The 21,900-nt window shown below is 46.3% G+C and carries 16 protein-coding genes, 1 other RNA gene and 1 pseudogene; 9 read left to right on the plus strand and 9 right to left on the minus strand.

What is annotated here, in order from left to right; translation table 11 throughout:
* The first annotated feature begins 72 nt into the window (after positions 1-72).
* Positions 73-981, plus strand: a complete 909-nt coding sequence (locus tag K0H59_RS17605) for a GGDEF domain-containing protein (RefSeq protein WP_220055634.1) — start codon at positions 73-75, stop codon at positions 979-981.
* A gap of 83 nt (positions 982-1,064) precedes the next feature.
* Here the strand turns inward: K0H59_RS17605 and K0H59_RS17610 are convergent, their stop codons facing one another.
* Both K0H59_RS17610 and K0H59_RS17615 read right to left on the minus strand, forming a co-directional pair.
* Complete coding sequence (locus K0H59_RS17610; RefSeq protein WP_220053868.1) at positions 1,065-3,251, minus strand: OsmC domain/YcaO domain-containing protein; 2,187 nt, start codon at positions 3,249-3,251, stop codon at positions 1,065-1,067.
* Between the two features lie 217 nt (positions 3,252-3,468).
* Positions 3,469-3,711 (minus strand): hypothetical protein, encoded by a 243-nt coding sequence (locus tag K0H59_RS17615; protein ID WP_220053869.1) that lies wholly within the window; start codon positions 3,709-3,711, stop codon positions 3,469-3,471.
* Between the two features lie 292 nt (positions 3,712-4,003).
* Between K0H59_RS17615 and K0H59_RS17620 the strand changes: the two are divergent.
* Positions 4,004-5,669: pseudogene (locus K0H59_RS17620) on the plus strand (methyl-accepting chemotaxis protein).
* A 212-nt stretch (positions 5,670-5,881) separates the two neighbouring features.
* Here K0H59_RS17620 and K0H59_RS17625 read toward each other — a convergent pair.
* The gene (locus K0H59_RS17625) at positions 5,882-6,271 is read right to left on the minus strand and encodes a ribosome recycling factor family protein (RefSeq protein ID WP_220053870.1); all 390 of its coding nucleotides are present in this window, start codon (positions 6,269-6,271) and stop codon (positions 5,882-5,884) included.
* 276 nt (positions 6,272-6,547) lie between these two features.
* On the opposite strand from K0H59_RS17625, the gene K0H59_RS17630 reads away from it, so the two are divergent.
* The 4 genes from K0H59_RS17630 to K0H59_RS17645 all read left to right on the plus strand — a co-directional run bounded on the left by K0H59_RS17630 (position 6,548) and on the right by K0H59_RS17645 (position 11,869).
* A complete protein-coding gene (locus K0H59_RS17630; protein WP_011624059.1) occupies positions 6,548-6,793 on the plus strand; it encodes a DUF3297 family protein in 246 nt (81 codons plus the stop codon).
* Positions 6,794-7,156: 363 nt separating this feature from the next.
* Entirely contained in the window at positions 7,157-8,083 is a 927-nt protein-coding gene (locus K0H59_RS17635; protein ID WP_220053871.1) for a nuclease-related domain-containing protein, read from the plus strand.
* A 231-nt stretch (positions 8,084-8,314) separates the two neighbouring features.
* Positions 8,315-9,544 carry a putative phage abortive infection protein gene (locus tag K0H59_RS17640; RefSeq protein WP_220053872.1) on the plus strand — a complete coding sequence of 410 codons (1,230 nt, stop codon included), beginning with the start codon at positions 8,315-8,317 and terminating at the stop codon, positions 9,542-9,544.
* Positions 9,545-11,869 carry a DUF262 domain-containing protein gene (locus K0H59_RS17645; RefSeq protein ID WP_220053873.1) on the plus strand — a complete coding sequence of 775 codons (2,325 nt, stop codon included), beginning with the start codon at positions 9,545-9,547 and terminating at the stop codon, positions 11,867-11,869.
* Between the two features lie 407 nt (positions 11,870-12,276).
* Here the strand turns inward: K0H59_RS17645 and gcvP are convergent, their stop codons facing one another.
* The 6 genes from gcvP to K0H59_RS17675 all read right to left on the minus strand — a co-directional run bounded on the left by gcvP (position 12,277) and on the right by K0H59_RS17675 (position 20,359).
* A complete protein-coding gene (gcvP, locus tag K0H59_RS17650; protein ID WP_220053874.1) occupies positions 12,277-15,165 on the minus strand; it encodes an aminomethyl-transferring glycine dehydrogenase in 2,889 nt (962 codons plus the stop codon).
* Positions 15,166-15,287: 122 nt separating this feature from the next.
* Complete coding sequence (gene gcvH, locus K0H59_RS17655; RefSeq protein ID WP_011071083.1) at positions 15,288-15,677, minus strand: glycine cleavage system protein GcvH; 390 nt, start codon at positions 15,675-15,677, stop codon at positions 15,288-15,290.
* Between the two features lie 25 nt (positions 15,678-15,702).
* Positions 15,703-16,797, minus strand: a complete 1,095-nt coding sequence (gcvT, locus tag K0H59_RS17660) for a glycine cleavage system aminomethyltransferase GcvT (RefSeq protein WP_220053875.1) — start codon at positions 16,795-16,797, stop codon at positions 15,703-15,705.
* 398 nt (positions 16,798-17,195) lie between these two features.
* A complete protein-coding gene (locus K0H59_RS17665; RefSeq protein ID WP_220053876.1) occupies positions 17,196-18,419 on the minus strand; it encodes an FAD-dependent oxidoreductase in 1,224 nt (407 codons plus the stop codon).
* A 36-nt stretch (positions 18,420-18,455) separates the two neighbouring features.
* Positions 18,456-19,679, minus strand: a complete 1,224-nt coding sequence (ubiH, locus tag K0H59_RS17670; RefSeq protein WP_220053877.1) for a 2-octaprenyl-6-methoxyphenyl hydroxylase — start codon at positions 19,677-19,679, stop codon at positions 18,456-18,458.
* Positions 19,680-19,783: 104 nt separating this feature from the next.
* A complete protein-coding gene (locus K0H59_RS17675) occupies positions 19,784-20,359 on the minus strand; it encodes a UPF0149 family protein (RefSeq protein ID WP_011718291.1) in 576 nt (191 codons plus the stop codon).
* A gap of 225 nt (positions 20,360-20,584) precedes the next feature.
* Between K0H59_RS17675 and K0H59_RS17680 the strand changes: the two genes are divergently transcribed.
* From K0H59_RS17680 to K0H59_RS17690, 3 genes are all read left to right on the plus strand, one after another.
* On the plus strand, positions 20,585-20,887 hold the full coding sequence (locus K0H59_RS17680; protein ID WP_011718292.1) for a cell division protein ZapA: 303 nt from the start codon (positions 20,585-20,587) through the stop codon (positions 20,885-20,887).
* Between the two features lie 115 nt (positions 20,888-21,002).
* Positions 21,003-21,183, plus strand: a non-coding RNA gene (gene ssrS / locus K0H59_RS17685) — 6S RNA.
* A gap of 7 nt (positions 21,184-21,190) precedes the next feature.
* Positions 21,191-21,865 (plus strand): 5-formyltetrahydrofolate cyclo-ligase, encoded by a 675-nt coding sequence (locus K0H59_RS17690; protein WP_220053878.1) that lies wholly within the window; start codon positions 21,191-21,193, stop codon positions 21,863-21,865.
* The last annotated feature ends 35 nt before the right edge of the window (positions 21,866-21,900 follow it).

Genomic DNA, 21,900 nt, shown 5'->3' on the forward strand with positions numbered 1-21,900 from the left:
GCGAATGATGACATTCTTAGCAAGTGTCAAAGCCTTGAATAAGTCAGATAACCTTTGTGGGGAGCTTGTTTGATGGTCAGTATTGAGCAAATGGCTTTAGTGCTGGACGCGCTACCCGATCCGGCGTTTATCCTGTCCCAAAGCGGCCGCTATGTTGCCGTGTTTGGCGGTAAAGATGCGCGTTATTACCACGACGGCAGTGGATTAGTCGGCCTTTACCTGAGCGATGTACTCAACGACGAAAAAACCACTTACTACCTCAACATTATTCAGCAAGCCTTAGATAGCCGTAAATTACTGATCGAGGAATATGAGCTCAGTAACAAGGATGTCAAAGGCTTACCCGATGAAGGACCATCGCAACCCATCTGGTTTGAGGGGCGCATTCAGGCGTTAGATTTTCTGGTGAATAACGAACCCGTCGTCCTCTGGGTCGCCAGTAATATTTCCAAGCGTCATAAACTGGAATTACAACTGCGACAGTTAAGTGATACCGACCAACTGACAGGGCTCTATAATCGCCGTCGCTTAGACCGTGATTTACAGCTACTCTTCGACACTTTTAGCCGCCACCGCATTCCGGCATCGATCTTAGTCTTAGATCTGGACCACCTAAAACGGATCAACGATCAACTGGGTCACCAAGCGGGCGACCGCGTTATCATGGCAGTCGCCGAAGCCTGCCAACAACAATTTCGCAAAACCGACAGCGCCTACCGTTTTGGTGGCGATGAATTTGTGATTGCCCTGCCTGGGGTTGACCATGACCAAGCCATAGTGTTTGCCGAATATCTCTGTGACTGCTGCTTTAAGGCATTGCAGCAACTCTCGGTAAAGGGATTATTTGCCACCGTCAGCATTGGTGTCGCCAGCATAGAAGCGGGCGATAAATCCTATGAAGACACCCTAAAACGCGCCGATACCGCGCTCTATCAAGCCAAGCGGGATGGCAAAAACCGCGTTATCGCCAATAGTGCTTGATGTTGCATCGACCCGATAAATCACCAATAAAAAAGCGAACCTAGGTTCGCTTTTTTATGTACTTCACACACTATGCGTTGCGATTATTGCGCCGCTTTGGCCTTACGGGCGGCGTGCAGTTTCTTATAGCTTTCGATTAAGCGTAAATGTGGCTCAATCCCTTCGAGCTGCATGCTGGTCTTAGTTAACCCGCTGAAACGGACTTTACCAGTAACACTGCCGACCACTTGTTCCATCACTTCCGCGCCAAACATGCGGGTAAAGTTATGGCTAAAGTCTTCGAGTTCAAGGTCTTCATCTAGCGTCACTTCCAGTACCGCGCTCATGGCTTGGAAGAACAGATTGCGCTTCACGGTATTGTCGTTAAATTGCAGGAACTCACCGACTAATTCTAGCGCCTCTTCATGCGCGCCGAGTGCCAAATAAATCAGGATCTTAAGTTCGATAATCGTCAACTTACCCCAGACGGTGTTTTCATCAAACACAATACCAATCAGGGTACGAATATCGGTGTAGTTATCGAGCTGACTTTCTTCTAAGCGATTGACTAGGTTGACCAATTGCTTAGTGCTTAAGGAATGCAGATTCAGAATATCTTCACGGTAATCCAGCGCCTTGTTGGTGTTATCCCAAATCAGGTCTTCAACTGGATAAACTTCAGAGTAATCAGGCACTAAAATACGGCAAGCCGATGCGCCTAATTCGGTAAACTCGGCGACATACACCTCTTTACCCAGCTCTTCTAAAATGCCGAATAAGCGGTCCGCTTCTTCTTGGTTAGTGCCGGAAAAATCCCATTCGCAGAACTCATAGTCATGCTTGCTGCTAAAGAAGCGCCAGGAGATCACTCCCGTAGAATCGATAAAGTGCTCGACAAAGTTTTCAGGCTCGCTCACCGCCATGCTATTAAAGGTCGGTTTTGGCACATCGTTTAAGCCTTCGAAGCTGCGACCTTGGAGCAATTCGGTCAGGCTGCGCTCCAATGCCACTTCAAAGCTTGGGTGGGCACCGAATGAGGCGAATACGCCGCCGGTTTTCGGGTTCATCAGCGTCACGCACATGACAGGGAACTGACCGCCTAAGGAGGCGTCTTTCACTACCACAGGGAAGCCTTGCTCTTCTAAGCCCTTAATGCCCGCAAGAATGCTTGGGTATTTTTCTAACACAGACATTGGCACGTCTGGCAGTACGATTTCTTGCTCGATGATTTGGCGTTTCACCGCGCGCTCGAAGATCTCAGATAGACACTGCACTTCGGCTTCTTTGATGTTGTTCCCCGCGCTCATGCCATTGCTTAAGAACAGGTTTTCAATCAGGTTCGATGGAAAATACACTGTCTCACCATCGGATTTACGCTTGTAAGGAATCGCACAAATGCCACGGTCACTATTGCCCGAGTTAGTGTCGATAAGATGCGAGCCACACAGCTCCTCATCGGGGTTATAAATCTCGAGGCAGTAGTCATCTAACAAGCCCGCTGGCAGGGCGTCGTCTTCCTCTAGGGCAAACCATTTTTCATTCGGATAATGCACAAACTCGCTGTTAGCGATTTCAACGCCAAAGAATTGATCGTTATAGAAGAAGTTATTGTTTAAACGCTCGATAAACTCACCGAGTGCCGAGCACAACGCGCTCTCTTTGGTTGCGCCTTTGCCATTGGTAAAACACATGGGCGATGCGGCGTCACGGATATGCAGTGACCACACATTGGGCACGATATTGCGCCACGAGGAGATCTCAATCTTCATCCCCAGCTCAGCCAAAATGCCGGTCATATTGGCAATGGTCTGCTCTAGCGGTAAGTCTTTACCCAAAATATAGGTGCTGCTGTCATCGCCAGGGTGGCCCATCAGCATGGCATTGGCGTCGGCATCGAGGTTTTCAACAGTTTCGATTCTAAACTCTGGGCCAGTCTGCACCACTTTCTTTACTGTGCAGCGGTCGATAGAGCGCAAAATACCTTCGCGATCTTTATCCGAAATATCATCGGGTAATTCGACATTGATCTGGAAAATCTGGTTGTAGCGATCTTCAGGGTCGACAATATTGTTTTGCGACAGGCGGATATTGTCCGTTGGAATATCGCGGGATTTACAATATACCTTCACAAAGTAGGCTGCACACAGCGCCGAAGAAGCTAAGAAATAATCGAAGGGACTCGGCGCCGAGCCGTCGCCCTTATAACGGATGGGCTGATCGGCCGTGACCGTAAAATCGTCGAACTTGGCTTCGAGTCTCAGGTTGTCGAGAAAATTAACTTTGATTTCCATTAGAATTTTTCCACTCAATATGCTCAAACGCGGTAATCGCATTCGTTACCGCACAGCATTGCCCTTGGGCGCTATCGTCTGGGGGGAATTATCGGTGTTTTTCGCCCATTAGTCTTGGGTTAATTATGTTAAAAAAACACCAGCGGGATTTTTATGCTATGGGCTGCAAGCAGCAGAGTAGGATTTATTGCGGCATTCACTGTGATTTAGCCAAGGGTTAATGCTCAGCACTGCCTTGCTTATCCGCCTCACGCTCAACCAGTAAAAAGGTGAGATACATCTTTGTCGGCAGGGATAACGCCATACCAACGGCAACGCAAACGGCGCTGATAATAATGCCTTTTACGCCCATAGCTTCAACGGTTTGATTAAAGTTATGCAGATAAATCCCAAGCATAATCAGGCACAGTCCAAGGCCAATGCAGATTTTTAACAGGGTTATCAGCCTTTGATTCGTCACAGTCCTGCCTTTAGTTGCACGTCTTAATTGAGCTTGCGTCGCACCGCTGATCCACTCATACAAGCACCGCCTATGCATAAAGATTAGCTAATATAATGAGCGCATTGGCTTATTTAGGCCTTGATTAAGATCAACGAAGTGACTCAGCCTGTCGCCCTCATCCTTAAGTCAAATACCATTCAACAATTTTGTCGGTTACATTAGATTTTTGTTAACTTAAGCACTTAAGAGTATTGGGGATTCGTTATACTGCCCTGCAATAATAAAGCGGCTTATCCCGGAGTTGTTGAACATGTCTAATTTCAGTTTACGTAACAAATTGCTCCTACTCGCATTGTTCCCGTTGATCCTGACCCTCATTGTACTGATGACAGTTTCCTACCATGTCGAGCAATCGGCGCTTGCCGATGAGGTCACCACATTTAGAGAAAAGTTAATCGGTGAGCGTAAAACCCCAAATCAAAGAAGCCACCCAAATCGCCGCAGGCATAGTGCAATACCAGCTATCGTTGAAAGAACAGGGCAATGTTAACCAAGCCCTACGTGATATTCGCTTTGGCAGTTCGGGCTACTTCTTTATTTACGATTCACAAGGTAAAAACCTGTTCCATGCGGTCATGCCCAACCTCGAGGGGCAGAATAAAATCGATATGACCGATCCCCGCGGCACCAAGATCATTGTCGGTCTGCTCAATGCCGCCAAAAACGGTGACGGTAATTTCTCGTTCTATTTCCAAAAACCCAATACCAACGAGCAAATCGAAAAAATCGGCTACTCCATGATGATCCCAGGCACAGATTGGATGCTCGGCACTGGCGCCTATATCGACGATATCGATGCCGTGGTTGAGGATTACCGCACCACAGTCACCGAGCAGATGATCGATAAATCCTACGCGATTTTATTGATTGCACTGTTATTAGCAGCCATTACCGCCGCCGTGATCTTAGTGACCGCCCAGCGGATGGTCACACCGATTAAAAACATGGCCGATAACTTAAACGATATCGCCAAAGGCGAAGGCGATTTAACCAAGCGCCTTGCGGTGAAGGGCGACGATGAAATCGCTCAACTCGGCCGCTCCTTCAACCTGTTTGTCGATAAACTGCAAACCATTATCGGCGATGTGGCCCATGCCACCGCTAAGGTTAAAACCGCAGCCAATGCAATTCATGACCAAACCAAGGTGATGTCGCGCCAGCTTATCAGCCATAACAATGAAACGGATCAAGTGGTTACCGCCATTACTGAGATGTCTGCCACCGCGAGTGAAGTGGCGCAAAATACCACCCAAGTGGCCGAAGCGACCCACGCCGCCACGGGCGATGTGGCCAATGCCCAGCGTTGTGTCGATGCCTCGTTAGAGGAGATTTCGGCGCTGATGGCGCAAATCAATAATGCCGCCAGCAACATTCAATCCTTGAGTGAACAGTCGCAAAAAATTAATAGCGTGCTCTCGGTGATCGGCGGCATTGCCGAGCAAACCAACCTGCTGGCATTAAACGCCGCGATTGAAGCTGCCCGCGCTGGTGAGCAGGGTCGCGGCTTTGCCGTGGTGGCCGATGAGGTGCGTAACTTAGCCAGCCGTACTCAATCAAGCACATTAGAAATCAACGAGATGCTATCTGAGCTGCACAAGCTAGTGAGCTTAGCGGTTAAAACCATGGAAGAGAGTCAGCAGAGTTGTATACGCTCGGTGGATTCGTCCCGCGCCATCTCCGAAAGCTTAGGCTCAGTGACCTCGGCAGTAACCGCCATCAACGATATGAGTACCCAAATTGCCACGGCGGCGACCGAGCAAAGCTCAGTCACCGAAGAAATCAACCGCAATGTGTTCGCCATTCAAGAGATTGTGAATGAGCTGCTGCACTCCAGCGAAGAGGCGGCGAACGTGAGCCAAACCGTGTCACAGGAAGGACTTAACCTCGGCAAACTCGTGGGTCAATTTAAGATTTAATGCCTAAGACGTGATATTGGCGGGCGGCGTAAGTCGATTAGGTGTTCATCACCTCGGCGTAAGTCGATTCAGTGATAGTCGATACGGTGTAAATCGCTATCTTTAACCACCTAAGGCCTCAAGCAATTGAGGCCTTTTTCTTAGTGGCTACCTGCTAATGCTCCCGCCTAAGCTCAGAGCTCGGCATATGGGCTCTACATCAAAGCTCGGCATTAGAGTTCGGCTTCGAAGCGGGCAAGGCGTGCCTCGCTCATAGTGCATTGGGTTTGCTGCATCAGTTCGCCCAAGGTAATGGCGGGGTTTTGGTTGATCAGGCGAACCAATTTTGCGCCGAGCGGTTCAAGCTTATCGGCGTGTTGTAATAAGCCGCTGTCGATCTTTTTGATCATAAAGGCAAATTCGGTAATATCACTCTGTGCTTTTAACTCGGCGCAACAGCTTTGAATCGCGATAGCCTGCCCTGTAATGCTCCAATTACGGGAACGGCGAATCCGCTTAAGCTCACAGCCCTTTTGCACGGCAATCGCCTGCGCCCGCTTAACCGCCTCGCGGCCGATGCGATGGATAAGGGATGGCAAGGGAATACTAATATCATCATGCATGGCAAGTTAACTATCGGGCCTTGAGTTGAATATGGGTGAATAACGGAGCGCGCTAAGTCGTAAAGGTTAAGTGCGACCCCTTAAAGCCAACACCGCCAGAGTTTACCCTGCGCCGCGTGCGAACAAAAGACGATACAGGCTTATGCAACAACATACGCTAAGTGCCGCTCGCCCAAGATAGCGGCTTAGGCGTCACAGACTGACAACAACAATCCTTGAGCAAGGCGGTGGGATTGCCTACAATAACGCACTTTTTGTTCACTACAGATAACGACCATGACTGACACAACTTCACAACCCGCATTACCGGATCGTCTTTCGGTTAACCCACGCAGCCGCCACCATGTAGCTGAAGTCTTCCAATACGATGTGGGTATCCGCGTGAATGGTAAAGAACGTTTCGATGTTGAAGAATACTGCATCAGCGAAGGCTGGGTTAAAGTACCAAGCAAATCCTTAGACCGTCGCGGTCAACCTCTGCTGTTAACCATCAAAGGCACAGTAGAAGCATTTTACCGTTAAGCACCAACGACTTAATGGATAATAAAAACGGCCAATTCTATTGGCCGTTTTTATTTGCCCTAAGTAACCCCAAAACTCCCACCAATTCATATCCCCAGATATTCACAAGTCATTATTTAAAATAAGCTTTTGTGATAAAACGCATTGATTAAACCGCATAGCGCGGGTTAAAGTGTGACCACTAAGGGAAATGCAGAGCCACACTCGAACGCCACTATCGAGCACGCTATTTAAGGACAAAGCAGCCAATCTGTACCATGCCGCCCCACTCTTAACAGCCTCCTCTGCCACCAAGGTATCAAGCACATCCATCATGTGTGCGTTATGGAATTAACGATAAACCTTTCTATTTCAAGGATGTAAATGGCAGATTTCGGCAGCAACCTATTATCCGTTGTAATTATTCTATCCAGCCTGTTTGTTGGAGCAGGAGTGTTGCATGTGTTTCTTCGATACCGCGATGCGACGCTAACCCTACCCGTTGATCGCGAGCAGTTAACCCGCATTCCTGCCTATGGCTTACAAAAGCAAATCCAAGATCTGCAATTAGATTTAATGGGTTACATGATGATGGGAGCAATGATTTTTTGCTTCCCCTTTGCACTCAACAGCATTCAAGCACATATCGCTGCGGGTAAATTCCCTTGGATGTTAAGTATTTCGGCGTTAATGGGCTTAAGCTATTGCAGCTTTAAAACGTGGAAAAACTTTTCCAAACTCACCAAATTACGTCTAGGACATACGGCCGAAATCGCCACCGCTAATGAACTGATTGGCCTTCAAGCCTTGGGTTATCAAGTGTTTCACGATGTGCAAGCCGACGGCTTTAATATCGACCACCTCGTCATCGGCAAAAATGGCGTATTCGCGATTGAAACCAAAGGCCGCCATAAGCGCAATAAAGACCTACGCCAAACCAATGACAATGGCTCAAGCTCTGGCTCTAGTTCTGGTAAGAAAGGCTATGAAGTATTTTACAAAGACGGGCGCTTAAACTTCCCCTCGTGGACAGAAACCAAACCCATAGAACAGGCCGAACGTCAGGCTAAGTGGGTCAGCCAATGGTTAACCAAGGCCACAGGCTCCCCCGTCGCCGCCACCCCAGCCCTAGTATTCCCCGGCTGGTATGTCACAAGCCAATCGAAACCACCGTTCCCGATCCTTAACCACAAACAATTAGTCGGAACGATCCCGAAACTGAAAACCCAAGATCTTACCCAGCAACAAGTCGACACCATCATCTACCAAGTCGCCCAAAGATGCCTAAGTAAAAGCGAGGTAGGGAAATGATTACCTCAAATTTGACAACTAACTATCAACAACATCACTAAAAAGTAATATTAATGAATTTATCAGGTAAAGTTAAAAATACTTAAAAAATTCAAAACTCCTTAAAAGCAATGGAAAGATATAAAAGGATATAAAAATGAAAAATGAACTAATTTATACTCCACGAAAAAAAATGAAATTCAAACCGATATAGAAAGAAACAGTTAACACAATTTAATAACGGATATTACTATGAGTTTACTGGAAAAATTTAAAAGTGACAAAATAATATCAGCAATAATTGTTACTGGAATATTTTTAACAATCAGTATAATTATTGCATTCCTATGGCAAGATTACAAATTTGATAGCACAAAAAGCATTGACTCAGAAAAAATTGGTCAGTTCGGTGATTTTGTAGGTGGAATGGTAGGTTCATTATGGTCTTTAGCTGGTGTATTTTTATTCTACAAAGCATTAACAGAGCAACGAAGTGATTTCAAGAATAATAGAACAGCACTTGATCTACAGGTCAACGCACTAAACCAACAGGTTTCAGAATTCCAACTAAATAGAGAGGAATTAAAACTTAATAGGCGAGTATATGAAGAGCAAGCAAAGACAGCTAGAATACAACAATTTGAATCAAGTTTTTATTCATTAATTAATGTATATTTAAAAACAAGAGAGTTCCTAGATAGTAGAGATGGTGGTTTTTTTTGTAAATTAACAGAGAGTATATTTTCTCATTATAGTCAATCACAATTTCAAGATCAGGACAAAAGATCAAATTTAGTCAATTCATTCTCAGCAACTTATAACAATAAAAGAGACGATTTATCTAGATATTTTAGAACATTATACAGAATAATATCAACAGTTGATGAAGCCATATGCTTAGATAACGAAGAGAAATTTTATTATGCAAAAATAATAAGATCTCAACTATCTGATAATGAGTTATTATTAATCTATTATAACTCACATACATTCTTTGGTGAAAAATCTAGATTTCACATTCTTAGATACAATCTGCTGAAACATGTTCCACTGTTAAATACACCAATATTTAAAGAATTAAAAAGCACTCAAAATGATGATTCACTTGCGATAATATATGAATTTATCAGAGAGTTCCTCGGAAAACATTATTCAAAATTTTATGATGTCGAAGATGAATCTGAAAAAATCGAAGAAAAACTAAAAGATTTAAGCATTATTTTTGGAATATACTTTGAAGATGATGTAAACTTAAAAATATATACTTCAAACGATATAAAAAACAATAGAATAAATATTAACCTAGAAGATTTTCAAAAATTCCTATACTCAGTAATATATGAACTACTTGTATATCAGACATATTTACTTGACGAAAAGATAAAAATAGAAAGATCTATAATAACTTACGATGACAGCTCGGTTTTTTGCTTTAAAATACTGACAAGTGAAGTGATAAACATCAATAAGGATAGTTACTAAATGGACAAAACAATTACTGCTGATAGATTTAGAGAAGTCTTTCAAAAATCATTAAAGATAACTAACCGTAGCTTATCTGTAAAAACCTTGCTAAGCGAACGCAACTTAAAAAGAATAAACTATTCGCCATATTACCAAAGAAATTATGTTTGGGATAATCAGAAGCAAACTTTTTTTATTGAAAGCGTTATATTAGGAACAGAAATTCCACCTCTTGTTTTTTTCAAAGCGGGGGCAACTGTAGAGGTAATTGATGGCAGACAGCGATTTGAAACATTAAAAAAGTTCAAAGAAAATGACTTTTCATTATCAAGCAAGGGCCTGACAATTCTAAATAACTTGTCAAAATTTTCATTTAATAAATTACCGGAGCTGTATCAGAGAACTTTTCTTGATTCTAACATTAGAGTTTTTGAATTTGAAGTAATAGACCATCCAAATTTAAGCGATGAAATTCTTGATATGGTAAAAAAGGAAATTTTCAGAAGATATAACACTGGAATAACCCCATTATCCAGAGCAGAACTTGACAACGCCAAATATGACACAGATGAGTTCACTGACTATTTCAAAGATAAATTAAATTCTGACATAAGCTTTTTCGAGAGTTTCAACAAGTGCTTTTTCCCAAGCATAAACTACATCGAAGGTAATAAAAATGACATTATATCACAAAACTTAGAACTTATTAGGAAGTATCGAATACTTCATCAATTCCCCATTGCTAAATATGCTGGCTCCAGCGAACGAACAATGATCATGGATATTCTATATGACTTCACAGTTAATAACTGTGATGATGTTTATCAAGAGTATCAAGTTTTTTTGAAAATAATAAATAAAGTTATAGATATACATGCTGCCGAAGAGCTTTCAATCTATTCTAATAGAAAAATAATATTTGAAACATTATTTTGGGCATTGTCAGTATTAAATATTGAAGGGATAGATTACGAAATAAACAATTTAGACTTTAAAAAATATATCGACTCGAATATAGATTCCTACCCATTAGAATTTGCACATTATTATGCAAACACAATAAACAGGCACATTACAACTGCTGGTTATTTTTCTAAAAAATGCAACATAGACTTCCAAAAATACATAAGAGACGGTGAGTTTTCTGCAATATTAAAAACCAAATCACAGTCCGCCGAAGCAGTAGAAAAATCTCTTGATGAATTGGCAAATCTACGCTTGCACAGACCAAACCCGACTTCAATAGATATAGATGAAATTCGTCATGATATAAAATCATCAAATTACTTATTGAGACCATCATATCAACGTCAAGAAAAAATTTCATTACTTAAGGCATCTTCAATTATCGAGAGCATTTTGTTAGGAATTAACCTCCCGCCTATCTTCGTTTTCAAGAGAAAAAATGGTGTAAAAGAAGTTGTTGATGGTCAGCAAAGATTATTATCAATAATAGGTTTTCTAGGTGAAAATTATTTGGATGAAAACGGAAAGGTTTCATACTCAAAAAACAACAACTTCAAACTGAAAGGCATGAAAATTTTAGATGGAATTGAAGGCAGAAATTTCAGTTCATTAGACTCTGTCTATCAAGATAGAATATTAGACTTTGTGGTTGACATAATTGTTATTGATGAAATGCAAAATGAGAACTTCGATCCCATAGACTTGTTTATTAGGCTTAACTATAAACCATACCCTATAAAGCCTAATTCCTTCGAAATGTGGAATTCGATGGTTAGCCCAGAGGTAATACAGAAGGTTAAAGATATAGCTAAGGGGAAAAATTCAAATTGGTTTTTTCTTAGAGAGTTAAACGTAAAGGTTCCTGACAGAATGTTAAATGAAGAGTTATTAATAACATTATCATATATGCATTTTAGAGGTGATGCAAAAGAGGTTATTGGCTTTTTCTCAAGACAAAAAACTATTACATGTCGAGTTAAAGACAAGCAATACTTAAGTGATTTCTTGACTGGATTAAGTAGAGTTGAGGTTGAAAAAGATGAGTTTATTCGCTCAATAACAAAGACAGAAATGTTGATTGATTTACTGAACGATATGTTAGGCGGCAATACAACAAAAGAATCATTTAATGACTTCCTCAATATAAATGATGTAGCAATATTTAAAAGGACACTACAAGATTTCTATGTCATTTGGATGGTCTTAATCGGTTCAGACCAAAAACTAATACTTTCAAACAAAGATGAAATTATTAAAGACCTACGTTATTTGTTGAAACAACGTTTAAATCCAGATAATAATGATATTGACGAAGAATATATGGAAAGGTTTATGACTGATGTTGATAGAATCAGTTTAAAATATTCTAAAAAATGATTTTTAGAATAAATTTATAGTCTAATAACTCTAAATAGAACGGTTACACCAAATACAGCATTGTTGCACCAGTGACCTTCTAAAACATGGATGTTTTAGCAGAGCCTACAGGGAAGTATCCACGGCGAGTCACTGGTGTAACAGTGCGAAAGCCTGCGGCAGGCAATTGGGAAGTACAGTTGCCAGAAGCCACAAAATAGCCCATTCGCAGCACTGAACTCTGCAGAGTTAAAACTAACCAATAAAAAAGCGAACCGCTAAGGGTTCGCTTTGGTATGTCCATAATTGCGTTGCTGGCGAAGCTAATACAAGGCGGATTGAAAGCTTTCGCGCGGAGTTGACTCCTGTCAATGAGCACGAAAGCTGAGATTCAACGCCGCAGTAGCGAGCCTAAGCAGCAATTATCCTTATTCATAGTCTGATAACGGCACACACGCACAGAACAAGTTACGGTCGCCGTACACATCATCAATACGGTTCACGGTTGGCCAGAACTTGTTAGTACGCACTGCGGCACTTGGGAACACGGCCACTTCACGGCTGTATGGGCGTGAATCAAATGCTGGATCCATAATATCGGCCATAGTGTGTGGCGCGTTGTGCAGCGGGTTGTTGTCCGCTGGCCACTCACCCGCTTCCACCTTCGCGATTTCGGCGCGGATTGACACCATAGCGTCGATAAAGCGGTCCAGTTCAACCTTAGACTCAGATTCGGTTGGCTCAATCATCAGCGTGCCCGCAACGGGGAAGCTCATGGTTGGCGCGTGGAAACCGTAGTCGTTCAGACGCTTAGCGATATCCATTTCGGTCACGCCAGAGGCTTCTTTGATTGGACGCAGGTCGATAATACATTCGTGCGCGACGCGATCGTTACGGCCACGGAACAGTACTGGGTAGTGTTCAGACAGCTTCTTCATCACGTAGTTAGCGTTTAACAGCGCGGTTTGAGTCGACTTTTTCAGGCCGTTTGAACCGAGCAGCTTAATGTACATCCAGCTGATTGGCAGAATGCCAGCACTGCCGTATGGCGCTGCCGATACTGCACCGTTGTTATCGCTTTCGCGGCCAGGTTTCACCACTACGTGACCCGCTACGAACGGCGCTAAGTGCGCTTTCACGCCGATAGGGCCCATACCTGGACCACCGCCGCCGTGTGGAATCGCGAAGGTTTTGTGCAGGTTAAGGTGCGATACGTCGGCACCGATAAAGCCTGGTGAGGTTAAGCCAACTTGGGCGTTCATGTTGGCGCCGTCCAAGTACACTTGACCACCGTGCTGGTGCACAATGTTGCAGATTTCGCGGATAGATTCTTCGTACACACCGTGGGTCGATGGGTAAGTGATCATGATACATGACAGGTTTTCTGCCACTTCAGCCGCTTTGGCCTTCAGATCTTCTAAATCCACGTTACCTTGCTTGTCACAGGCAGTCACGACCACTTGCATACCGGCTAATTGCGCCGATGCTGGGTTCGTACCGTGGGCAGATTGTGGGATTAAGCAGATGTTTCTGTGGGCTTCGCCGCGAGACTCGTGGTATTTACGAATCGCTAACAGACCCGCGTATTCACCCTGTGCGCCAGAGTTAGGTTGGATACACACGGCATCGTAACCTGTGACATTCACTAACCATGAAGACAGTTCTTCAATCAGTTGAGTGTAACCCTTGGCTTGGTCCAGTGGGCAGAATGGGTGCATGTTAGCAAATTCTGGCCAGCTGACTGGGATCATTTCAACCGCAGCGTTTAACTTCATGGTGCACGAACCCAATGAAATCATTGAGTAGTTCAGTGCTAAGTCTTTGCTTTCGAGACGCTTGATATAACGCATCATCTCGGTTTCGCTTTGGTAGCGATTGAAGGTTGGGTGGCTCAGGATGGCATCTTGACGCACTAAAGAGGCCGGAATCGATTGGCTACCTTGCGCCACGATTTGCGCATCTAACGCGGCAACGTCTAAGCCATGGCCAGCACCTAAAATCACATCGAACAGGGCTTCGATATCGGTGCGGATAGTGGTTTCATCTAAGCTCACGCCAACGATGCCGTCAGCATCGAAACGCAGGTTCATCTCAGCAGCCAGCGCGCGAGCATTCACTGCTGCAACGTCTAAGCCTTTGATGCTGATGGTATCGAACCAAGTGTTGTTCACTAAGCTCACGCCTTTAGCTTGTAAGCCAGCGGCTAAGATATCGGTGAAGCGGTTGATGCGTGATGCGATGGTTTTCAGGCCTTGTGGGCCGTGGAATACGGCGTAGAAAGACGCCATGTTCGCTAACAGAATTTGCGCGGTACAAATGTTTGAGTTGGCTTTTTCGCGGCGGATATGTTGCTCACGAGTTTGCATCGCCATACGCAGTGCGCGGTTACCACGGGTGTCCTTTGACACACCGATGATACGGCCAGGCATAGAGCGTTTGTGCTCGTCACGGGCCACGAAGAAGGCCGCGTGTGGACCACCAAAGCCCATCGGCACACCGAAACGCTGCGCGCTACCGAAGACCACGTCGGCGCCCATAGCACCCGGTGACTTGAGTAACACTAAGGCCATGATGTCGGCAGCGACAGTCACAATCACGTTTTTCGCGCGTAATTCGGCGAATAAGTCAGTGAAGTCAGTGATTTGACCGAAACGGTTTGAATACTGGAACAGGGCACCAAACAGTTCGTGGTTTACCGCTTCATGGGCAGGTCCTACCACCACTTCAAAACCAAAACACTCAGCGCGAGTCTTCACTACGTCTAAGGTTTGTGGGAATACGTCATCGGCTACGAAGAAGATGTTGGCTTTTTTGGCTTTAGACACACGCTTCGCCAGCGCCATCGCTTCGGCAGCGGCAGTCGCTTCGTCCAGCAGTGATGCTGACGCTAAATCTAAACCAGTTAAATCCATCGACACTTGTTGGAAGTTTAGAATGGCTTCTAAACGGCCTTGGGCGATCTCTGGCTGATAGGGCGTGTACGCCGTGTACCAACCTGGATTTTCGAAGACATTACGTAAAATCAAATTAGGCACTTGGGTACCGTAGTAACCCATACCAATGTAGCTTTTGAAGACTTGGTTTTGTTTGGCTAAACCACGAATGTAAGCAATGCCTTCGGCTTCGCCGCAGGAATCACCAATGCTCAACTCTTGGCTTAAACGGATCGACTCAGGCACGATTTGCGCCGTCAGATCGTCCAGAGACTCAGCACCAACGTAGTTCAACATTTCTTGTTGTTGGCTGCTATCCGGGCCGATATGGCGACGTAAGAATAAATCGTGCTGTTCTAACTGAGTGAGGGTTTGCTTGGTCATGATAAACCTTGTTCCAGATTTGCCGTAGCTCAGAACTGTAGGGTACTGATAAACGGGCTATTGTTATGTCAAACTTGCGCTAAAACAAACGAAGCCCCTTGGGGCTTCGTTAGCGTCGACGATTATTCCTCGTCGATGACAGCTTGGTAACCTTCTGCATCGAGCAGAGCGTCAACTTCTGATTCATCAGAAGGCATAACGCGGAAGAACCAGCCTTCGCCGTAAGCGTCGCTGTTTACGAGCTCTGGAGAATCTTCCAGTGCTTCGTTGACGGCAATCACTTCACCAGAGATTGGCGCGTAGATGTCAGAAGCCGCTTTCACTGATTCTGCCACTGCACAGTCGTCGCCTGCAGTCACAGTGTCGCCTACTTCTGGCAGCTCAACGAAAACCATGTCACCTAACAGCTCTTGAGCATGCTCAGTGATACCCACAGTGTAGCTACCGTCTTCTTCCTTGCGGATCCATTCGTGTGAAGAGGCGTATTTCAGTTCTGTCGGAATATTGCTCATTGTTCTTGTTCCTTGTTCCGTTTTTTTAAAATGCTTGTTTACCGTTGCGCACAAAGTTTGGCGCTACTACTCTAACAGCCACGCGCTTTTTACGCATTTCGACTTCCGCCGTATCCCCAATCGAGTTAGGAACACGCGCCATCGCAATAGAATAGCCCAATGTTGGCGAGAAAGTACCGCTAGTGATCACGCCTTGCTGCTCAACACCCGCTGCATCGGTGAAAAATACTGGCATATCATGGCGTAACACGCCTTTTTCTTCCATCACCAGACCGACTAATTTGTCGGTACCCGCATCGCGCAGGGCTTCAAGTGCCTGACGACCGATAAAGTCACGGTCAGTTGGCTCCCATGCGATGGTCCAGCCCATGTTGGCGGCCAGCGGGTTGATGGTTTCGTCCATATCTAAGCCATAGAGGTTCATACCAGCTTCGAGACGTAATGTATCGCGAGCGCCTAAACCACATGGTTTAACGCCTTGATCTAACAGAGCTTGCCACAGGGCTTCGGCTTCAGTTTCTGGCACGATGATCTCGTAACCCACTTCACCTGTGTAACCTGTGGTGGCAATAAACAGAGAACCGGTTTGCTTACCGAAGAAAGGTTTCATGCCTTCGATAGCGGCATTTTGCTCGGCACTGAATACGGCTGCGGCTTTGGCCTTAGCGTTAGGACCTTGAACGGCGATCATCGCCAGCTCAGGACGCTCAGTCACAGTGACATCAAAACCTTGGGATTGTTTGGCGATCCACGCTAAGTCTTTTTCGCGGGTCGCGCTGTTGACGACAACACGGTAGAAAGTGTCGGTCAGGTAGTAAGTGATCAGGTCGTCGATGATGCCGGCATTGTCATCTAACATGCCGCCGTATAAGGCTTTACCAGGAACTTTAAGTTTGGCCACATCGTTTGCCAGCAACTTACGGAGGAATGCACAAGCGTCGGTTCCGGTCACATCAACCACAGTCATGTGGGACACGTCGAACATACCTGCGTCTTGACGCACGGCGTGGTGTTCTTCGATTTGTGAACCATAGTTGAGGGGCATATCCCAACCGTGGAAGTCGACCATCTTAGCGTTTGATTCTAAGTGCTTGTTAAACAGAACAGTTTTATTAGCCATTGTTATCCCTTTTTTGCGGCCTTTTTCAGGTCTCTGCCTAGCGTAGGGTGATACAAATCCGGCTAAATATCTGGCTAATCGGCATTTCACTTCCACGATGCATCAATTTGAAAGGGGTTCTTTCGGTCTCAATGCGTCTGTCACTGCAACGCCTGATTCGCTCTGAATTGATCAGATATTTATCGTGATTGGTATAAGTACTAGGGTCTAAAATGCGGCGAAATTATACCTTGCGTCACAAATTTGTATACAGGAGATTTTTCTAATCCGAAGCCAGTGTCATTAGATTTTCTCATCTTCAACATGTAATTTTTTTACATACGAAAGCGATATTTGCGCAGCCTGCAGCCAAATTGCTGATATTATCAGCAATTATGATTACATTAGCGCAACCGAGGCTAGCGACATAACTTGGGGAGTGAGGACTTATTGCCCATGGCCTGTTGCATGAACACTGTTTTCAGCCCAGCGACATTATCAACCAGGTTGAGTCCCAGATCGCGAATGGCTTTTTTAAGAGGATTGCTCCCCTCGAACAAACGCTTAAAACCTTCCATCGCCGCAATCATCTCCATCGCATCGGCCTTGCGCCAACGCTCAAGGGCGCGCAGCTGGGCATAATCGCCAATATCCTTACCCGCATCGTGTAGCTCACCGATGACTTCGATAATGCTAGCGGCATCGAGGAAGCCTAGGTTTACCCCTTGGCCAGCTAATGGATGAATGGTGTGAGCAGCGTCCCCCGCGAGCACTAAACGGTGGCGGGCAAAATGGCGGGCGTAGCGCATCCGCAGTGGGAAGGCGTGACGTTCACTCTCAAGCTTACAGATCCCGAGGCGGCCATCGAAGGCGGCGGTGAGATTACGCTCGAACTGCTCTGGCGCCATCTCGAGTAACTCGTTAGCGCGCTCTGGCGGCACTGACCAGACAATGGAGCAGAGGTTTTCTTCATATAAGGGCAAGAAGGCCAGCGGGCCGTCCTGCAAAAAGACTTGGCGGGCGGTGGCAAGGTGCGGCATTTCGCTGCGAATGGTCGCCACGATCGCATGGTGACCATAATCCCAGAAAGTTAATGGGATCTTACATTGTTCGCGCACCCAAGAATTAGCACCATCGGCGGCAATCACGAGTGCGGCGCTAACACTTTCGATTTCGGCATCGGTGCCATTGGCTAAGGTCAACCAAGCTTCACGTTCACCAAAGGCGATACGCTCTATGCGTTGGTTTTCGATATGGGAGATATTGTCAAATTCACTGGCACGCTTGGCGAGGGCGTAGCTGATGGCATCATTTTCGATAATGGCGCCAAGGCTAGGTTCACTGATGCTACTGGCATCGAAGGCGATTTTACCAAAGCCATCTTTATCCCATACCGCCATTTTTTGATAGGGCGTCGCGCGGCTGGCATCTAAATAGTGCCAAGCGCCGAGGTGCTCGAGCAAACGTTGGCTCGCCTTATTGATGGCGCTGACCCTAAGCCTTGGCTCACCGCTCACGGCTTGAGTGCTTTGGGCATCGATCACGACGACATTCAAGTTGGCCTGCGCCAATCCTATCGCGGTGGCGAGTCCCACCATGCCGCCACCCACAATGGCAATGTCATAGGCTTGTGAACTTAACATGGGTACATCCTTTTCGCGTTGCGATACCAGTAATGATTATTTCCAGCCCATCGCCTTCTGCGCGACGGGGGTTTTCAGTGGCGGGAACCAAGATAACAGACGCAATCCCAGATTACGCCCAAGGGCCAAGGGCCAATATTGGTTAGAGAAGCCACGGACTAAAAATTCAATATTGCGAATAGTGCTGTTTCTATCCGCCTCTCGGGCCTGCAAATAGCCATGGGTGACGGCGACACCGCCGATATCCTCACCCTGCGCCAGCGCGCGTTGCAGCACATCAAGCAGGCTGATGACATCCCTAAGCCCTAAGTTAAACCCTTGCCCCGCTATCGGGTGCAGAGTCTGGGAGGCATTGCCGATAAATACGCATCTATGGTGAATCGGCCTTGGCATGTAGGACAGGTTTAACGGATAAGCATGGCGCTCGCTAACGTCGATAAACTGCCCGGCGCGATAGCCAAAGGCTTGCTGCAATGCAGCTAAAAACTCGGTCTTGGGCGCTGTAAGCATCGCTTGGGCACGGCTATCGTCGAGTGCCCAGACGAGGGATAAACGCGGTTGGCCTTGGCTATCTGCCATCGGCAATAGCGCTAAGGGGCCTGTCTCGGTAAATCGTTCGTAGGCCCAGTGCTGATGCGGCTTATCGATTTGCAGATTAGCGATAATCGCGGTTTGCTCAAACGCCACTTGGGTGATGGGCAGATTAAAACTGCTGCGCACCTTAGACTGCAAACCATCGGCGGCGACCACCAACTTGGCACAAATTCGCTCGCCGGAATCCAGCACCAACATGTGGCTGTCGATATCGGGAATTAACTCTGACAGTTTTGCTGGGCAGTAGAGCTTAACCTGAGTTTTGTGCAGCTCGCTAAACAGCAATTGGCCGACCCTTTCAAGCTCGACGACTTGGCCCAGCGCATCTAAGTGAAACTGACTGGCGTTGAGTTCCGTCATGCCAAAATGGCCGCGATCGGATACGTGGATATCCTTAATCGCCGTGCCTAAATGCGCCAGTTTCGGCCATAAACCTAAACGGGATAACTCGAAGATGGAACCATGGGCAATGGCGATGGAGCGAGCGTCAAAGCCGGGATGGCTGTTATCGGGAAGATGCGCCTCGATTAAGGCAATAGATAAAGGTTTTTCAGTGCCAGACAAACGCGCTAAGGCCAGCGCCAGGGTCGCCCCCGCCATGGCGCCACCAACAATGGCAATATCGACATTTTGAACTGAATTATCCATGTGCTCTGCTACCGTCATGGGGTTCTCATTCAAGCTATGGCATGGCTAAAAGCGTTTCGCCATCAGGATGTTAGATTTGAAACTCATTAAAGGCGGAATGATTCCGCCTCTCTCTTTAGTGATTAATGGATCACCGCTGGATCGTCGCCTTCACCGTGGCTTGGCTCTGGGCCAAACTCGGAATAGCACATAATGGCGGCGATACGCACAAATTCCAGTAACTCGATATAAGCCGTTTCCGATTCTTCATCGTCGGCCACATCGAATTCGACCTGAGCGATCTCGGCCAGATCTTTAATCACTTCACGTACTTCGGCCGAGGCTTTATTCAGCTTGGGCTGGATAATCGCGATGCCGGTTAAAAAGCTTTGCGTCCACAGGGATAAGGCCTCAACCCGTTGACTTAACGGCTCTTCCTCTTCGGGAAGCAGTGGCATAAAGCCAAACTCAAAATCACCTAAACGGGCGACAGAGTCTTGGAATAGCTCACACACCAATTGATGCAGAGGCGCCGGTAAAGGCTGACCATCATTCATCAGGTCAAATAAAGGTTTAATCCACAGATCGCCAGTTTGCTCTACGCCACCGCAGATTAAACCCACAAGGGCACCGTGCACTTCCACGGGATGCTGACCAATTTCAGCCGCATCGAGGGCGATTTTTAAGCTGTCGATGCGTAACGAAGGAGGGGTCGCCATATCAGATTCCAATCAGAATTTTCCAGCAGCAATGCTAGCAGAGATAAAGACTTGAACCAACTCTGATCCGGCATTCTTGGGGGCGAAGATAAAAATTCCGGCAACTGCTCACACAAGCAGCAAACAAAACGGCGAATGTGCAATCCATCGGCGCCTCACCTTGCACTTTTAATATCAGCCCTATATAGTCCGCCCTATCGACGCCAACGAAAGGATCATCTTCGAATGAGTAATAGTGCAGTTGAAATCACCCTGCTAGGGCGCACCTACTCTATCGCCTGCCCGAAAGGTCAGGAAGATGCCTTACGTGTTGTGGCGCAAGGGGTTGAGCAACAGCTAACCACCTTAAAAAATCGCACTAATAGCTTAAGCCGCGAAGAAATTGCCATTATGGCGGCGCTGAATATTGGACACGAGTTGTACCAAGAAAAGCAAAAGAATAAGCACTATATGAAACAAATGGATGACCGCATCAGCCTATTGCAGTCAACCTTGGAAAACGCCTTAGTTGAGCGTTCAACCAAATAGATTTAGACTGTGCCACTCGGTGCCAAGCACCATCTATCTGATAAGAGTTGCACAGTGAATGGCTAAACTGGCCTATACTTTTTAAGCCAAGATTTTAGCGATTCAATACCGTTTTTGCTCCCTGGGGTGCAGGCCAACTGGTAATGTCCCTGTGCCGATAATTTTGATCTCAGGGTGAATGCTTTACTGACATTGAGCATGCTCGGCTCGTACCGAGAAGCCTTAGGAGGTAATCATTTACCCGCCTTGAACCTACGGTTCAAGGGCTACACCGGTAGCGGCATTCTGGGGAGCATCTTATTTATGTCTATCACTTCACCTGTCTCGAACACATCAGCCCCAACAGTCAAGGGGCCACACGGCACTCAGTCTGAAATTGATACCCAATCGCTAAGCCCAACTCTAAGCCGCGCCGAATTGCGTAAACAGATCCGCTTAGCTCGCCGCTCGCTTTCGACAGAGCAGCAGGCAGAGGCAAGCTTTGCCGCCAGTCGGCGAATGCTCGAAAAACTGAGCGCACTAAATGCCCAGCATGTCGCGCTGTATCTCACCCACGATGGCGAACTAGCAACTGCTCCGCTTATCGAAGCACTTTGGCAGCAGGGCATTCACACCTATCTGCCACGGCTCCACCCCTTTAATGCGGGGCAATTATTGTTTTTGCATTACCACGCCGACTCGCCAATGCAGCCGAATCAATTTGGTATTTTAGAGCCTAAGTTGGATGTGCGTAGCGTTATGCCAATTGAGCGACTGGATGTGGTGATTACCCCGCTGGTTGCCTTTGATATCAAAGGCAATCGTATGGGCATGGGCGGCGGCTATTACGACAGAACGCTAGCCAATTGGCATAGCAAAGGTAAACCTCTGCCCATGGGTTACGCCCATGATTGCCAGCAAGTGACAGCCCTGCCCTGCGAGTATTGGGATGTGCCCTTACCCTTTATTATCACCCCAAGTAGAGAATGGGAGTTTTGAATAAAGAAGGTGCTAGCACCTAAAATCTAGATTCT

The organism is Shewanella sp. FJAT-51649 (assembly GCF_019457435.1).
Classification (GTDB): domain Bacteria; phylum Pseudomonadota; class Gammaproteobacteria; order Enterobacterales; family Shewanellaceae; genus Shewanella; species Shewanella mangrovisoli.

Excerpts from the sequence above, each read along its gene's own strand:
- K0H59_RS17665 (WP_220053876.1), bottom strand. The coding sequence starts at position 18,419 with ATGTTAAGTTCACAAGCCTATGACATTGCCATTGTGGGTGGCGGCATG.
- ubiH (WP_220053877.1), bottom strand. The coding sequence starts at position 19,679 with ATGACGGTAGCAGAGCACATGGATAATTCAGTTCAAAATGTCGATATT.
- K0H59_RS17610 (WP_220053868.1), bottom strand. The coding sequence starts at position 3,251 with ATGGAAATCAAAGTTAATTTTCTCGACAACCTGAGACTCGAAGCCAAG.
- K0H59_RS17605 (WP_220055634.1), top strand. The coding sequence starts at position 73 with ATGGTCAGTATTGAGCAAATGGCTTTAGTGCTGGACGCGCTACCCGAT.
- K0H59_RS17625 (WP_220053870.1), bottom strand. The coding sequence starts at position 6,271 with ATGCATGATGATATTAGTATTCCCTTGCCATCCCTTATCCATCGCATC.
- K0H59_RS17690 (WP_220053878.1), top strand. The coding sequence starts at position 21,191 with ATGTCTATCACTTCACCTGTCTCGAACACATCAGCCCCAACAGTCAAG.
- K0H59_RS17640 (WP_220053872.1), top strand. The coding sequence starts at position 8,315 with ATGAGTTTACTGGAAAAATTTAAAAGTGACAAAATAATATCAGCAATA.
- gcvP (WP_220053874.1), bottom strand. The coding sequence starts at position 15,165 with ATGACCAAGCAAACCCTCACTCAGTTAGAACAGCACGATTTATTCTTA.
- K0H59_RS17630 (WP_011624059.1), top strand. The coding sequence starts at position 6,548 with ATGACTGACACAACTTCACAACCCGCATTACCGGATCGTCTTTCGGTT.
- K0H59_RS17675 (WP_011718291.1), bottom strand. The coding sequence starts at position 20,359 with ATGGCGACCCCTCCTTCGTTACGCATCGACAGCTTAAAAATCGCCCTC.
- K0H59_RS17680 (WP_011718292.1), top strand. The coding sequence starts at position 20,585 with ATGAGTAATAGTGCAGTTGAAATCACCCTGCTAGGGCGCACCTACTCT.
- gcvT (WP_220053875.1), bottom strand. The coding sequence starts at position 16,797 with ATGGCTAATAAAACTGTTCTGTTTAACAAGCACTTAGAATCAAACGCT.
- gcvH (WP_011071083.1), bottom strand. The coding sequence starts at position 15,677 with ATGAGCAATATTCCGACAGAACTGAAATACGCCTCTTCACACGAATGG.
- K0H59_RS17635 (WP_220053871.1), top strand. The coding sequence starts at position 7,157 with ATGGCAGATTTCGGCAGCAACCTATTATCCGTTGTAATTATTCTATCC.
- K0H59_RS17645 (WP_220053873.1), top strand. The coding sequence starts at position 9,545 with ATGGACAAAACAATTACTGCTGATAGATTTAGAGAAGTCTTTCAAAAA.